We start from the raw sequence: 13,878 nt of genomic DNA on the forward strand, positions 1-13,878 counted from the left end.
TCGCGCCTCAGGCGAGCAGCGCCTCGCGGTTGGCGAGTACGAACTCGGCCGCGATCCGGTAGCCGCGCGCGTGGTCCTCGTCGCGGTGCACCGCGAAGCTCGGGTCCCCGGCCCGAACCTGCCCTGCGATGTAGGCCCCGATCGAGAGCAGCCGCAGCGCCGCGAGATCGACGATCTCCTCCGGCGTCACACCACCGCCGTAGGCCTCCGCGAACAGCCGCAGCCGGCCGGCGCGATCCGGCTCGGTGTCCCATCCGAACGCCTTCAGCCCCTCGGGCGGATGGAAGGGTACGAACTGGTGCGCCGCGTAGGCCAGATCCCATACCCGGTTGGAAGGACCGATGCTGTCCCAGTCGAGGATGCCGACGACCGAGCTTCCGTCGAAGACGATGTTCCACGGCGCCACTCGGACGAGGCGCTGGTGAACGTCGCTCGCGCGATCCGCGCCATGCACGACGCCACCCAGGGCTTCGAGCCGGTGGACCCATCCGCCGAACTTACCCAGGGCCGTGCGCGTACCGCGACGTACGTTGCCGACCAGGAGCGCCCAGGAAGATCCGCAGCCCGAACGCCGCGTACCAGGCGTAGTGCCAGAGGACGTCTCCGCGTTCGAGCAGACCGCCGAGCCGTAGCGTATGAAGCGGAGAGCGCGGCATCAACAATGCGTACCCCGCGAGCACCAGGACGGCTGCTCCCGCCGCGGCCACAAGCGAGTACGTCCCCCATCGGCGCCAGGACGGCTGACGGCGCAAACCGATCCCCACGACGACGTAGGCGACCAGCGACACGACCGAGCTGACGGTCGCGCCGGCCGTGTGCAGGACGACGGTCGCCGGGCCCGAGGTGAAGACACCGGCGGTGAGCGTCCCGAGGCCGTCGAAAAGCATGCATCCGACGGCGACCCCGCGTGCGCCGGGCCGTAGTGCACCACGCATGAGAACGCCGAACGCGACGGCGAACGCTGTCAGGCACAGACCCAGCAGAATCCCCGCGGAGTCGACGATCCAGCCCAGCGGCCCGGTGCCAAGTGCACTGATCGGCTGGTGGACCGGTGAATAGCCGGGCCGCAGGAATCCGGCGAGCGTGAACGTCACACCCGTGACGACCGGTCCGAGGACGCCGCTCAGGGCGAGCCATCGCACACGTGGGTTGCCGGCGACCGGCCCCCGTACGAGACCCTGCGTGCCTGTCGCCACCTCGTCACCCCTTCCACGTCTCCTGCGTGCAAGGTTCTCCACTTCTGCGGACGGATTCGTCACCCTCCGGGCGGCGGCTGACCTACTACCCAGGACGTAGCCGGGCCCGCTCACACGGCATCCGGGGCTCCCGTTCGTCGGTTGCCGGGTCGCCCCCGTCGCAGGACGGCCAGCGCGGCGAGCGCCGAGCCCAACTCGCCCACGGCAAGGCTGACCCACACTCCCGACGGACCGGTGTGGCTGAACCCGACCACGAGCGGGACCTTGATCGCCAGGATCGTCCCGATGGAGATCAGGTACGACGGGCGCGGCCGCCCCAGGGACTGGAAGTACGCCGACACCAGCGGTGCGACGCCGGCGACGGCGAACCCGAGCGCGAGGATGCGCAGGGCGTTCCGAGTCGCCGCCGCGACGACCGGATCGTCGACGAACGCGGCCACGAGCGGGCCGGCGGAGACCGCGACGGCAACGAGGACGAGCACGCCGTAGCCGACCGTGGCACGCAGGGAGAGGGTCCGTGCGCGTGACACCCGGTCGTACAACCCTCGCCCGGCGTTGTAGCCGACCAGGGGTTGCAGGCCCTGGCTGATGCCGAGGTGGGGCATCATCGCGAACGTCTGGATTCGTGCGCACATGGCGAACGCCGCCAGCGCGGTCGCACCGCCGGTACGCGAGAGCGTCGTGTTGACCAGCACTGCCAGCATCGTGGCACCGAAGCCCGCGAGGAACGACGGAGCGCCGACACCGAGCAGGGCTCGGATGGTCGGGGGATGCGGACGAAGGTCGGCCAGGCCGATCCGGTACGGCCGGTGCCGTTGGAGGAAGAAGAACCACAGGCTCATCACCGCGGACACAGCCTGGCCGCCGACGGTGCCGAGTGCCGCGCCGCGCACGCCGAGGTGCAGGCCGAAGATCAGCAGTGGATCGAGGGTGATCTGCACCAGGATCGGCACCAGCCACAGCATGGTCGAGAACCGCATCCGCCCCTCGGCCCTTACCAGGCTGGAGAATCCGGTGGAGAAGATCGCCCCGGCCAGAATGACGACCGCGTACTCGCCCGCGAGTGTGCGCGTGCTCCCGGACGCGCCGAGCAACGTCAGCAGCGGGCCCAGCGCGAGCAGCCCCACGACGGTCACCGCGACGGCTGTCGTCCAGAACACCACGAACGCGTTGCCGGCGGCCCGTGCGGCCGAGCGCGGATCGTTCGCGCCGAGGCTACGCGAGACCAGTGAGGCGCCGCCGACGCCGACCGTCGTCGACACGGCACCGAGCACCAGCAGCACGGGAGTGACCAGGTTGACCGCGGCCATGGCGAGCGTCCCCACGCCGCGCGCGACGAACCACGTGTTGGTCAGTGCGTAGATCCCGTAGACCCCGACGGACAGGGTGGTCTGCGAGCACGCGTGCCACAGCAGCCGGCCGACGGGCGCGGTGCCCAGCGCCGACGCGTGGTCGACCGGCGAACGCCTGCCCGGAGGTGCGGTCACCGGGCGGTCACCCGAGGCGCGGTCACCGCGGCCTCATCGAGCGCTCATCGGGGACGGCAACCGAACCGCGTCATGAGTTCGCTCACCTGCCCACGTGCCCAGTCGTACTGCTTGCTGTCGGTGTGCCCGCGGTAGACGGTCTCGATCACCATGACCAGTGCCAGGTGCAGGCAGTACAGGCGCCGCCGCACCCGCTCGGTCTCGGTGAGCTCGTCTCGCCCGTACCCGCGCATGAACGCCGTGGGGTCACCGAACGCCGGAAGCTCGATGGGCACGAAGCCCGCCTCGATCAGCGGATCGCCGTAGAACGCGCGCTCGTGGTCGATGATGCTTGCGATCTTCCCGTCGCGGACCAGGACGTTGCTGTCCCACAGGTCCCACTCGACGTACTTTGGTTCCACCACCCCGTCCAGGGTCGCGGCATTGGCGGTGAAGACCTCGCGTACGACGTCGTAGTCCCAGCCGACGTCGACCTGGCGGTGTTCGCCGTCTCGCAGCACGTCCTCGAAGATGCCGGCGAACACCGTTCGCCAGCTCTGGTCGTGAGGTCCGGCGAGCGGGCCGAAGCCCGGGCCCCGGATCGAGTTCAGCTCGCGGTTGGCGGCACCGACCGCCTCCTGGTACGCCTCCAGTGAAGTCGCTGTCAATGTGTCCTTGACAATGCCGAGGTTGTCCGCGTCGACGTACGGCATGAAGAAGTAGTCGGCGTCACAGAGCTCGTGACTGCTGTCGGCGAAGTCGACCTGCGGCACCGGCACGGTGGTGCGCTCCCGGATCATGCGCAGTGCCGCCAACTCGATGGCCATCGCACCACGTTCGTACGTCATCACCTCGGTCCAGGCCGGAGGGGCGATCTTGAGGACGACGTTCGTGTCGTCGCGCAGGCGGATCCGGTAGGCGACGTTGAACCACCCGTGCCCCAGCTCGCTCACCCAGTCGGCGCCGTCCGCCGGCACCTGGTCCGGCCCGTAGGCCCGTGCGACCATCGCCTTCAGCGTCTGGGGCGACTGGCGGTTCTTGGTGATGCTCTCCATCGGTCTTCTCCTGGTCGGCGAAGGTGCAGCCGTCACGAACCCTGCTCGCCGCCATGGACACGGCCGTCACCCAGGATCATCCTCGGTGCCATGAACCTCTATCTACTCGGCACCGTGATCGTGGTGGTGATCGTGGTGGTCCTGGTCGGGAGACGCCTCGGCAAGCCGCGGCCGTACCGGAAGCACGTCGGGCCGAGGCAGAAGTACGAGCGCGGCACGAGCCGGCCCCTCACCCACTCGGTTCAGCACGGGTCGTCCTCCTCGTACGGGGGTGGGGACTTCGGCGCAGGAGGGCACGTAGGCGGCGGGTACGACGGTGGCGGTGGCGACTGCGGCGGAGGCGGTGGGGGTGATGGCGGCGGGGGAGGCGACGGCGGCGGGGGTGGATGCTGACCCGTTTTCCCATGGACACAGGCATCGCCCCGGCTCATCCTCGGTGCATGGGGTACCTCCTGGGCGCGTGGATCGTGGGAATGATCCTCCTGGTCCTCCTCGCGCATTTTTCCGACGGCCGTCAGGACCGGAAGCGTCAGATGAAGGGGACCAACGAGCACGGCCCGACCCTGCCCTTCACTCACTCCATACCGTGGGACGGCGGTCGGGGAAGCGCCGTCGGAGGTGGCGGCAGCTACGGCGGCGACGGTGGGGGCTGGGGTGGAGGAGACTGCGGCGGCGGTGACGGCGGTGGTGGCGACGGCGGCGGGTGCTGAACGGATTTGAGTAGTTTCGCCTGTAGCCCGCCGGCCGTCGGAGTTCATGCTCGTCGACCCGACCTTCTGCTGGGGTGTAGGGGGGTAGCAGTGGCCCTGGTGGTGTTGGGCATTCTCAACAGCCGCCAGCGCAGGAAGCGCAGTGAGGTCGTCTGGGACAACGATCGCGGTGGCCGTCCAGCCCCGGGTCGACTCCGACATGCGTACGCCTCGCCCGGCATGGGGCAACTGCCTCAGTAGCTTCGGCAGCGGCGGGGACGGCTGTCCGCGACGACAGTGGGCGCGACCAGGGGGTGGTGGCTCGTAGGGTCGCCGCATGCCGCCACCCAATCGTTCCGGTCGTCCCACCCGCCGCCTTCCCGCCAGGCCGAGATTGCCGAAGACCCTGACCCGGGCGCTGCTTCCGGAACACGACCTGGCCGACGAGGGGCACCTGCGCCGGCTCTCCTACACCGACCTCGACCTCGCCGAGCGCGACGTCACCTCCTGCGACGTGGAGGAGTGCGTCTTCGAAAGCGTCGAACTCCGCGGTGGGATGTTGGCGAAGTCGAGCTTCGCCGACTGCCGCTTCGACCGCTGCGACCTCGCCAACCTCGCGACGACGAACTCCTCGCTGATCCGCTGCGAACTGCGTGGCCTGCGGACCACCGGCCTGCGCTGGACCGACGGGACCATCCGCGACGTCGTCTTCGACCAGTGCCGGCTGGACCTGTCGGCGTTCCGGTTCAGCACGCTGACCGCGGTGCGTTTCGCCGGCTGCCGGCTCACCCAGGCCGACTTCACCAACGCCGACCTGCGCAACGCGCGCTTCGACGACTGCGACCTGTCCGGTGCGCAGTTCGCCCAGGCCGACCTGACCGGCGCCCGGCTGCGCAACTGCGTCCTCGCCGGCGTACGCGGCGTGGAGAACCTGCGCGGAGCCGTGATCGATCCCGACGACCTGGTGGCGTTGAGCTACGCCCTCGCCGGAGCGCTCGGAATCGTCATCGGGACCGGCGACGACGATGCCGATCCCGACGACGACTGAGCAGGCGGCGTACCTACGTCAGTCGCGGAACAGCAGCGGGGCGACGTTGTACAGGCTTCGCCGCCAGGTCTGCCACTCGTGCGCAGTACCCTGCGAGCGGTAGGTCTGGTGGCGGATGCCCTGCTTGGAGAGCACCGACTCCATCGAGGTGAGCGCCTCGTCGAACCTCTGCTCGCCGGTACCGGCCGACAGCCACAGCAGCCGGGTCCGCGCGTTGAACGCCTCCGCGTCCGCCAGCGCACCACCGAACGCCGTCTCCGGGTCGAGCGGGTCGAACACCGCCGCGCTGAACGCCACCACGCTCGCGAAGGTGTCCGGGTTGGTCAGCCCGACCGACAGCGCCTGCCGGCCGCCCATGGACAGCCCGGCCAGGGCACGCGAACGCCGGTCGGGGACGGTGCGGTAGGCGGCGTCGACCATGGGCACGACGTCGCGTACGAGCAGGTCGCGGAACGAGTCGAGCAGGCGTGCGTTCTGTTCCGGGGTGTACGGCGGAGTGGCCGGCACCTCGCCCGGCTCCAGCGCGTACCCGTTGTTCATCACCACGATCATCGGTTCGGCCTCACCGCGGTCGATGAGGTTGTCCAGGATGAAGTTGGCCCGGCCCTGGGTCGTCCAGCCGCGCTCGTCCTCACCGGCGCCGTGCTGGAGGTAGAGGACGGGGTAGCGCCTGCCCGGGTCGTCGTCGTACCCCGGAGGCGTGTAGACCAGGCAGCGTCGCCAGGTGCCGGTGGTCGCCGCGTGGAACCACCGCGTCCGCACCTCTCCGTGCGGCACGTCCAGCAGGTCGTGGAAGTCGGTGCCGGGGTCGGGCACCTCCAGGCCGCTGGTGGCCGCGCCGCACCCGAAGAACGTCTCGGTGTTCGGGTCGTTGGTGGGTACGCCGTCGATGACCACCCAGTAGTAGTAGAAGCCCGGAACGACCGGCGGAGTGGTCACCGTCCAGGTCCCGTCCTCGCCCCGGATCATCGGCAGCACCTGCCCGGCGGCCAAGCCGCTCTCCTGGCCGGGCGGCTTGAGTTCGACGGTGCGCGCGGACGGCGCCGACACCGCGAACGTCACCCGGCCGTCGGCATGGATCCAGGGATACTCGGCGGTGCGGACCGCCGACGGGGACCGCTGCCCGTCGACGGCTCTCGGCGTGTCAGGCGTGGACTCGGGGGTCATGGGCTCCACCTTCGCTGTCGCATCGATGCGGACTCGGCATCTGTCCTGGGCGTCGCGTTCCTACCTTTGCACTCAGAGCCCACGGGGTCACGCGGCCCGGAACACCCAGCGGCGGAGCAACAGGAAGCGCAGCAGGGTCGCGGCGGCAGTGTGCTCACCGCTCCGACGGCGCCGAAGCGCAGCAGTTGCCGGGACAGGCCGGCGGGTACGCCCGCGGCGAGTGGTGCGGGACGGCCGCGCCCGAACTCCGCCCGTATCCGGGCCAACGGCAACCGTCCGGTGGCGAACGCGCGGCCCAGGCGGGCGATGCCGCGCAGGTCCGGTCGGTCGTGGCGTACGGCGGGGGAGGCGTGGTCGTCATGCAAGCCACGGTTGACGCGGGCGCTGTGGCTGGTTTGTGGTGAGGCCGTGCACGAGCTATGACGTGCCGACAATGGGGCGGGGCCCTTGTGTGGCTGGGTGCACGCGCGTGTTCCCGCGACTACCAGCCCTCACCCGGACCGGGCCTCCGCCGGCGCGGCGCGGCATCGTCAGGGTGGATCCTGTGCGTAGCCTCAAGGCTTGCTGTGAACAGGCTGTGACACTTCGGACGTGCGACGAAAGCCCTGTGTGACCGTGTCATCTCACCACGCATCAGGGCATCCGGACGGGTCCGGGCAGTCCTGCCGCGGCGTTCGCACCGGCGTTGGAGCACCGTAATCTTCAACTGTCCTGAGTCGTCGACGGCGACTCCCCAGCCGCCGCCCAAGGAGGTGGATGTGCGCTTCCTCCACGATCGGGTCCCCGAGCAGGACCTCACCTACAGCGACGTCTTTCTCGTCCCGAACCGCTCGATCGTCTCCTCCCGACTGGACGTCGACCTCGCCACGTCCGACGGCAGCGGGACGACCATCCCGATCGTCGCGGCCAACATGACCGCGGTGTCCGGGCGCCGGATGGCGGAGACGATCGCCCGGTGCGGCGGCCTGGCGGTGATCCCTCAGGACATCCCCGTCGAGGTGGTCACCGAGGTGATCGGCTGGGTCAAGGACCGGCACACCGTGTACGACACCCCGATCACGATGGCGCCGTCCGGTACCGTCGGCGAGGCGCTCAACCTGCTGCCCAAGCGCGGTCACGGCGCGGTCGTCGTGGTCGAGGACGGCCGGGCCGTCGGGGTGGTGACCGAGGCCGACTTCGAACGCGTCGACCGGTTCGCCCAGCTGGCCTCGGTGATGTCGCGCGACCTGCTCTCCCTGCCCGACGGCATCCACGCCGAGGACGCGTTCAACCAGCTCCACGACGGCAGGCACCGGCTGGCACCGGTGGTCGGCGACGACGGCCGGATCGTGGGACTCCTCACCCGCGAACGCGCCCTGCGGGCCGCGCTCTACACCCCGGCGGTCGACGCCGCCGGCCGGCTGCGGATCGCCGCGGCGATCGGCATCAACGGCGACGTCGAGACCAAGGCGAAGGCGCTCCTCACCGCTGGGGTGGACGTCCTCGTGATCGACACCGCGCACGGCCACCAGGAACGCACCCTCGAGGTGCTCCGCATCGTCCGCCGGCTCGACCCGCAGGTCCCGGTGGTGGCGGGCAACGTCGCCACCGCCGAAGGGGTGACCGACCTGGTGGAGGCCGGCGCCGACATCGTGAAGGTCGGCGTCGGCCCCGGGGCGATGTGCACCACCCGGATGATGACCGCCGTGGGCCGGCCGCAGTTCTCCGCGGTGCTGGAGTGCGCCGCCCGGGCGCGCGAGCTGGGCAAGCACGTCTGGGCCGACGGTGGCGTCCGGCACCCCCGCGACGTGGCCCTCGCCCTGGCGGCCGGAGCGTCCAACGTCATGGTGGGTTCGTGGTTCGCCGGAACGTACGAATCGCCTGGTGACGCCCATCGCGACAACGACGGCCGGCTCTACAAGGAGAACTTCGGCATGGCCTCCGCCCGAGCGGTCGCGTTGCGCACCGCCGAGGACACACCGTTCCAGCAGGCCCGCAAGGGGCTGTTCGGCGAGGGCATCTCGACGTCCAGGATGTACCTCGACCCGGAGCGGCCGAGCGTGGAGGACGTCCTCGACGGGATCGTCGCGGGCGTACGCAGCTCGTGCACCTACGTCGGGGCGGCCGACATCGAGGAGTTCCACGCTCGCGCGGTGGTCGGTGTGCAGACCGCGGCCGGCTTCGCCGAGGGAATGCCGCTCTCGACCAGCTGGTGATCCGCCCCTTCGGCGATCTCCACCCTTCGGCGATCTCCAGGGCCGGGGATCTCGCCGGGGTGACCGGGGCGGGCAAGTGGGCCCGTTCCGGCAAACCTGGACGCGCCAGCCGAACGTCCCTCGGCACGGTGACCAACGACTCTCCTGAGCAGTCCCGCCCGATGCTGAAGTGAGGTGGCAAGGGAAACCCTTCGGCGCAGCGGCATGGCAGCGGGGGTGAACGATGCAGTGCCGCGCCGCGGGCGAGAGGGGTTTCCCTTGCCGCGTTGTGAAATCCGTGCCAGCAGCGGCCCGAAGCCGGGGGAGGGTCCGATGTTGACCGTGGCTGTCGTGGGGAGTGGGGGCACCGGTCCCGGTGCCTGGGACGTCGGCCCGCGGATCGTGGCGCGGCTGACCGGAGACCGGCTGACCGGGGGGCAGCCGGTCCCGGGTCAGCGGTCCTCCGACAGTCGGACGGACGTCGAGGGAGTGCAGGTCCTGGCCAGCACCGATCTGCCCGTACGCCTGCTGAGCGCCGACAGTGGCCTGGACGAGCTGATCATGGTCGAGTCGATCCGCGCAGGTGGTACGCCGGGTTCGATCCGGCAGTCGGTGATGGAGACCCATGGTCCCGGCCAGCCCGAGCCCGGGACGACCGCGCCCGGCGGGGTCATGGGGGCGCTCACGTCCCTTCACCTGCCGCCGCGGGTCGTGGTCTTCTCCGTGGAGGCCGCCGCGGAGGACACCGGCGAGGCGGCCACAACAGTGCTTGCCGACCGCGCGGTCGACGAGGTGTTCGACCTGGTGATGGCCGAGCTCCGCCGGCTCGACGGGGCCCAGCGGCTGCCGTAGCTGTCGTAGCTGTCGTAGCGAGTTCAGCGGCTGTCGTAGAGCACGGCGAGCACGTCGCGCGCCGACACGATGCCGACGATCGCCGGCCGCGCCCCCGTCCGCAGCGGAACGTGGCGTATGTAGTGCCGGCGCATCAGCCCGGCGACCTGCAGAATCGGGTCGCTCGGGCTTGCCCACACCGTGTCGTCGGCGTCCACGGCGATCACGTCCGCGGACCACACCTCGTCCGGGTCGCCGCCACCGGCGATGACACGGACGATGTCGCGTTCGGACAGGATGCCCACCGGTACGCCGTTCCGGCTCACGACGAGTGCGCCGACGTCGGCCTCGGCGAGGAGTTCGGCGGCCGTCCGCAGGGTGCTCGCGGCGTCGACGGTGCGTACGGGAGAACGCATGATCCGCTCCACCGGGTCGTGCCGGCCCACCCGTTCGACGTCCTCGCCCATCTCGCCTCTGGCCCGGGGAACACGCGCTGTTTCGGCGGCCTCGGCCGGCAGGACGACGGCCTCCGGACCGGGACAGATGAACGACTCGTGCCCGTCGTCCCAGGCCACGCGGAACTCCGGTGACTCGGGTGTGCCCAGCACCTCGCGTACCGTCCCGTGCCGGCGGTGCGCGCGGTCGGGCTCGTGGGCCAGGACGATGCGGTCGCCGACATGGACGGTCATCTCACTCCAGCCGGTACCTGGGACGTGGGTGGCGCGGGCTGGTCTCACTGTCGCGACGGCTGCCGGACGGGTCGTAGAGCCGAAGGTCCCGTACGCGTCAGGCGGTGTACCGGTGCCACCCCGGCCCGGGCCGGCGACCGTTCCGCGGCCGGTGCCACGGATCGGTGGCCGCCTGGTGCAGGCTCGTCAGCAGGCCGATCTCGGCGGCGTAGCGGGTGAGCTCGGTGTTGACCCATGCGGCGACGTAGCCGAACGGTCGGGTGCCCCGCTGTAGCCACTCCGCCCGCGCGGTGGAGTCCAGGTCGGTGTCGTCGAGACTGCTCAGGCCCCGGCACCAGGTGGCCCGCACCGAGCGCAGCCAGTCCAGCGTGGCCTCGCCGTCTCCGGGCCAGTCGCCCCAGGGCCGGTGGTCGCCGGGCACGGCTGCTGCCTCCGTGCCGAAGCACCTCTCCGACGTCTCGGCCCACCACGAACCCAGCCGCCACGTCAGCCAGCCGATCGTGCGGGCCGGCTCGGGATGGACGGACAGGTCGGTCATCGGGCGGTCGGCGACCCACCGTCCGTCCGGTCGCGGTCGCACGGTCCACGCCCCGGGGGCCGGCTCCCACAGGTAGGCCGAATCGTCGAGGTCGCTCAGGTGGACCTCCAGCAGGGACCACGCGACGTCGAGCTGCCAGTGCAGCAGCGCGATCCGCGGTTTGCCATGGGTGTTCGAAATGTCTGCCACTGCACCTCCCCGATCGGTGACTCGCGGGGATCATGTCACCCGGACGCCCACGTCCGCAGTCGGTTTTCCGTTGGCCAGAACGCGCTGGAGGGTCGGCGTCCGCCGCTGTGTCGCGGCGAGATCGTGCAGAAGGGCCAGGTCGGCGCGGGGAAGCGGGCCGCGGACCGCGATCAGACCCAGGAGCGGAACCACATCCGTCGCAGCCAGGACTCGTACGGGATCACCTGGTCGGTGAGGATCGGGTAGACGTACGCGAAGTTCAGCACCACCAGCAGCGTCACCCCGCCCAGGACCGCCGCGCCCCACATCCGGCGCCGCGGTGAGGCGTCCCGCGGCCCCAGCGCCTTGCCGAGTACGAGGGTGAGCCCGATGATCATCCAGGGCAGGATGATGATCGCGTAGAAGTAGAAGATCGGCCGGTTGGCGTACTGAAACCACGGCAGCCACGTCGCCGCCACGCCCACCACGGGGATGCCGAAGCGCCAGTCCCGGCCGAGGATCCACCAGGCCAGGCATCCGGCCAGGGCGATCACCGCGAGCCACCACAGCACCGGCGTACCGATGCCGAGGATCTCCTGGACGCACCGGTCGGTCGGGCAGCCCTGCCTGGGCCCCAGGTTGTCGACCCAGTCGAACGACACCGGCCGGGCGATGACCAGCCACCCCAGCGGCGAGGAGGCGTACTGGTGCTTCTCCGTCAGGTGGGTGTGGAAGTACATGATCTCGGCGTGGTAATGCCACAGCGAGCGCACCGCGTCGGGGACCAGTCGGGCAAGTCCGCTCGCCGGGTTGGACGCGGCCCAGGTGCGGTCCCAGCCGTTCGGAGAGGCGAACCACCCGGCCCAGGACGCGACGTAGACGACCACCGCGGTGCCAACGATCGTGACGAACGCGACCGCCGCGTCCAGCGCCAGCCGGGCCACCCCGGCCCAGTGCGCGAACGCCGCGCCGACCGCCCGCCGGGCACCGACGTCCCACGCCCAGGTCAGCAGCCCGAACGCCGCGAGCGCGAGGGCGGCGTTCCACTTGGTTGCGGCGGCCAGCCCGAAGCACAGCCCGGCCACCAGGCGCCACGGCCGCCACAGCAGCGGTGGGCCCCAGGTGCCGGGCGTGACCCGGCCGAGCGGTTCGGCGGCGTCCGCGAGCCGGGTCCGAACCCAGTCGCGGTCGATCAGCAACGCGGCCACCGCGAGCAGCAGCCAGAACATCGCCGGCAGGTCGAGCAGCGCGATCCGGCTCTCCACCAGGTGCAGCCCGTCGACGGCGAACAGGAACGCCGCGAGGCAGCCGAGCAGCGTGGACCGGGTGAGCCGCCGGACCATCCGCGCCATCACCAGGATCGACAGCGCGCCGGCCACGGCGACGCAGAAGCGCCAGCCGAACGGCGTCATGCCGAACATCCACTCGCCGACCGCCATCAGCCACTTGCCCGCCGGCGGGTGGACGACGAACGCGGGGTCGCCGAACACGTCGAGGTCGCCGGCCAGGATGCGCTCGTTGGCCTTGTCCGCGAACTGGTGTTCGACCCCGAAGTGCAGGAGGCTGAACGCGTCCTTGGGGTAGTAGGTCTCGTCGAAGACGAACTTCGCCGGCCGGCCGAGGTGCCACAACCGCAGAGCCGCGGCGAACACCGTGATCAGCAGCGGCCCGATCCAGCCCCGCCACCCGTCGTCGGGCAGGGGCGGGCACAGCCGCCGGCGCAGCGGCGGGATCGGTCTGCCGTCTGGGTCGCGCCCCATCACGGCAGCCGCGTCGCCGACCCGTCCGGGCGACCCGCCGCCGGCGCGCTCGGAGGTCGTCGTCGTCATCGGGGTCATCGTACGGACACCGGGTGGGAACGGCCTGACCGGCGCGGTGCGAGGATGGGCCTGTGTCGGCCCGTGCGCGTTCCTCCCGTGAGCCAGGCCGTGAGTCAGGCCGTGAGCCAGACGGTGAGCGAGGCCGTGAGGCGGCCCCGGAGACAGGCCGCACGACGGGTCGCGAGGAGGGCGCGGAGGCCGGGGTGCTCGTCCTCGCCGCCACCCCCATCGGCTCCCTCGACGACGCCCCGCCGCGGCTGGCCGCGGAGCTGACCGCCGCCGACGTGATCGCCGCGGAGGACACCCGGCGCCTGCACCGGCTCACCTCGGCCGTGGGCGTGCACCCGACCGGCCGGGTGGTGTCGTACTTCGAGGGGAACGAGGCCCGCCGTACGCCCGAACTCGTCGAGGCGCTGCTGGACGGACGAAGAGTCGTCCTGGTCACCGACGCGGGCATGCCGTCGGTCTCCGACCCCGGCTACCGCCTCGTCGCAGCCGCGGTGGAGGCGGGGATCCGGGTCACCGCCGTGCCCGGGCCGTCGGCCGTGCTCACCGCGCTGGCGGTGTCCGGGCTGCCGGTCGACCGGTTCTGCTTCGAGGGGTTCCTGCCGCGCAAGGCAGGCGAGCGTTCGGCCCGCCTGCGCGAGCTCGCCCACGAGCGCCGGACGATGGTGTTCTTCGAGGCGCCGCACCGGCTGGCCGCGAGCCTGTCGGCGATGGCGGAGGTGTTCGGTGCCGAGCGCGCCGCGGCGGTGTGCCGGGAGCTGACGAAGACCTACGAGGAGGTACGCCGGGGAGGCCTGGGCGAGCTGGCCGCCTGGGCCGAGGAGGGCGTACGCGGGGAGATCACGGTCGTGGTGGGCGGGGCTCCGGCGGCCGCCGCGCAGGACCTGGCGCCGGCCGAGCTGGCCCGGATGGTGGCCGCGCGGGTCGAGGGCGGCTCCTCCAGGAGGGACGCGATCGCGGCCGTGGCGCGGGAGTCGGGGGTGGCGAAGCGGGTCGTCTACGCCGCCGCCGTCGCCGCTGACTGACCGGGA

Annotated in this window: 14 protein-coding genes; 6 read left to right on the forward strand and 8 right to left on the reverse strand. The window is 71.2% G+C overall.

Annotated elements, in window-relative coordinates; translation table 11 throughout:
- Nucleotides 1-7: 7 nt before the first annotated feature.
- The 4 genes from ABZV93_RS25840 to ABZV93_RS25855 form a co-directional block, all read right to left on the reverse strand.
- A complete protein-coding gene (locus ABZV93_RS25840) occupies nucleotides 8-454 on the reverse strand; it encodes a phosphotransferase (protein WP_354940863.1) in 447 nt (148 codons plus the stop codon).
- 43 nt (nucleotides 455-497) lie between these two features.
- Complete coding sequence (locus tag ABZV93_RS25845; protein ID WP_354940866.1) at nucleotides 498-1,196, reverse strand: DUF998 domain-containing protein; 699 nt, start codon at nucleotides 1,194-1,196, stop codon at nucleotides 498-500.
- Between the two features lie 110 nt (nucleotides 1,197-1,306).
- Nucleotides 1,307-2,683, reverse strand: a complete 1,377-nt coding sequence (locus tag ABZV93_RS25850) for an MATE family efflux transporter (protein WP_354940869.1) — start codon at nucleotides 2,681-2,683, stop codon at nucleotides 1,307-1,309.
- Between the two features lie 44 nt (nucleotides 2,684-2,727).
- Nucleotides 2,728-3,717, reverse strand: a complete 990-nt coding sequence (locus ABZV93_RS25855) for an aminoglycoside phosphotransferase family protein (protein WP_354940872.1) — start codon at nucleotides 3,715-3,717, stop codon at nucleotides 2,728-2,730.
- Nucleotides 3,718-3,807: 90 nt separating this feature from the next.
- Between ABZV93_RS25855 and ABZV93_RS25860 the strand changes: the two genes are divergently transcribed.
- From ABZV93_RS25860 to ABZV93_RS25870, 3 genes are all read left to right on the forward strand, one after another.
- Nucleotides 3,808-4,110, forward strand: a complete 303-nt coding sequence (locus ABZV93_RS25860) for a hypothetical protein (protein ID WP_354940875.1) — start codon at nucleotides 3,808-3,810, stop codon at nucleotides 4,108-4,110.
- A gap of 47 nt (nucleotides 4,111-4,157) precedes the next feature.
- Nucleotides 4,158-4,427, forward strand: a complete 270-nt coding sequence (locus ABZV93_RS25865; RefSeq protein ID WP_354940877.1) for a hypothetical protein — start codon at nucleotides 4,158-4,160, stop codon at nucleotides 4,425-4,427.
- 316 nt (nucleotides 4,428-4,743) lie between these two features.
- Complete coding sequence (locus ABZV93_RS25870; protein WP_354940880.1) at nucleotides 4,744-5,454, forward strand: pentapeptide repeat-containing protein; 711 nt, start codon at nucleotides 4,744-4,746, stop codon at nucleotides 5,452-5,454.
- 18 nt (nucleotides 5,455-5,472) lie between these two features.
- Here the strand turns inward: ABZV93_RS25870 and ABZV93_RS25875 are convergent, their stop codons facing one another.
- On the reverse strand, nucleotides 5,473-6,621 hold the full coding sequence (locus ABZV93_RS25875) for an alpha/beta hydrolase-fold protein (protein ID WP_354940883.1): 1,149 nt from the start codon (nucleotides 6,619-6,621) through the stop codon (nucleotides 5,473-5,475).
- Nucleotides 6,622-7,379: 758 nt separating this feature from the next.
- Between ABZV93_RS25875 and ABZV93_RS25880 the strand changes: the two genes are divergently transcribed.
- Together ABZV93_RS25880 and ABZV93_RS25885 are read left to right on the forward strand one after the other, a co-directional pair.
- Complete coding sequence (locus tag ABZV93_RS25880) at nucleotides 7,380-8,816, forward strand: GuaB1 family IMP dehydrogenase-related protein (RefSeq protein ID WP_354940885.1); 1,437 nt, start codon at nucleotides 7,380-7,382, stop codon at nucleotides 8,814-8,816.
- 312 nt (nucleotides 8,817-9,128) lie between these two features.
- Nucleotides 9,129-9,647: a hypothetical protein gene (locus ABZV93_RS25885; protein ID WP_354940888.1), complete on the forward strand. Its 519-nt coding sequence runs from the start codon at nucleotides 9,129-9,131 to the stop codon at nucleotides 9,645-9,647.
- A gap of 23 nt (nucleotides 9,648-9,670) precedes the next feature.
- Here the strand turns inward: ABZV93_RS25885 and ABZV93_RS25890 are convergent, their stop codons facing one another.
- From ABZV93_RS25890 to ABZV93_RS25900, 3 genes are all read right to left on the reverse strand, one after another.
- Nucleotides 9,671-10,315 (reverse strand): CBS domain-containing protein, encoded by a 645-nt coding sequence (locus ABZV93_RS25890; protein WP_354940889.1) that lies wholly within the window; start codon nucleotides 10,313-10,315, stop codon nucleotides 9,671-9,673.
- Between the two features lie 97 nt (nucleotides 10,316-10,412).
- Nucleotides 10,413-11,042, reverse strand: coding sequence for a DinB family protein (locus tag ABZV93_RS25895; RefSeq protein WP_354940891.1), 630 nt, complete (start codon nucleotides 11,040-11,042; stop codon nucleotides 10,413-10,415).
- Nucleotides 11,043-11,212: 170 nt separating this feature from the next.
- Nucleotides 11,213-12,850: a phospholipid carrier-dependent glycosyltransferase gene (locus tag ABZV93_RS25900; protein WP_354940894.1), complete on the reverse strand. Its 1,638-nt coding sequence runs from the start codon at nucleotides 12,848-12,850 to the stop codon at nucleotides 11,213-11,215.
- Between the two features lie 194 nt (nucleotides 12,851-13,044).
- On the opposite strand from ABZV93_RS25900, the gene rsmI reads away from it, so the two are divergent.
- On the forward strand, nucleotides 13,045-13,872 hold the full coding sequence (gene rsmI, locus ABZV93_RS25905; RefSeq protein ID WP_354940897.1) for a 16S rRNA (cytidine(1402)-2'-O)-methyltransferase: 828 nt from the start codon (nucleotides 13,045-13,047) through the stop codon (nucleotides 13,870-13,872).
- Nucleotides 13,873-13,878: the final 6 nt, after the last annotated feature.

Source organism: Actinopolymorpha sp. NPDC004070 (assembly GCF_040610475.1).
Lineage (GTDB): Bacteria > Actinomycetota > Actinomycetes > Propionibacteriales > Actinopolymorphaceae > Actinopolymorpha.

Coding starts and splice junctions, on each gene's coding strand:
- ABZV93_RS25855 (WP_354940872.1), bottom strand. CDS start 3,717: ATGGAGAGCATCACCAAGAACCGCCAGTCGCCCCAGACGCTGAAGGCG.
- ABZV93_RS25885 (WP_354940888.1), top strand. CDS start 9,129: ATGTTGACCGTGGCTGTCGTGGGGAGTGGGGGCACCGGTCCCGGTGCC.
- ABZV93_RS25870 (WP_354940880.1), top strand. CDS start 4,744: ATGCCGCCACCCAATCGTTCCGGTCGTCCCACCCGCCGCCTTCCCGCC.
- ABZV93_RS25865 (WP_354940877.1), top strand. CDS start 4,158: ATGGGGTACCTCCTGGGCGCGTGGATCGTGGGAATGATCCTCCTGGTC.
- ABZV93_RS25900 (WP_354940894.1), bottom strand. CDS start 12,850: ATGACGACGACGACCTCCGAGCGCGCCGGCGGCGGGTCGCCCGGACGG.
- ABZV93_RS25875 (WP_354940883.1), bottom strand. CDS start 6,621: ATGACCCCCGAGTCCACGCCTGACACGCCGAGAGCCGTCGACGGGCAG.
- ABZV93_RS25890 (WP_354940889.1), bottom strand. CDS start 10,315: ATGACCGTCCATGTCGGCGACCGCATCGTCCTGGCCCACGAGCCCGAC.
- ABZV93_RS25860 (WP_354940875.1), top strand. CDS start 3,808: ATGAACCTCTATCTACTCGGCACCGTGATCGTGGTGGTGATCGTGGTG.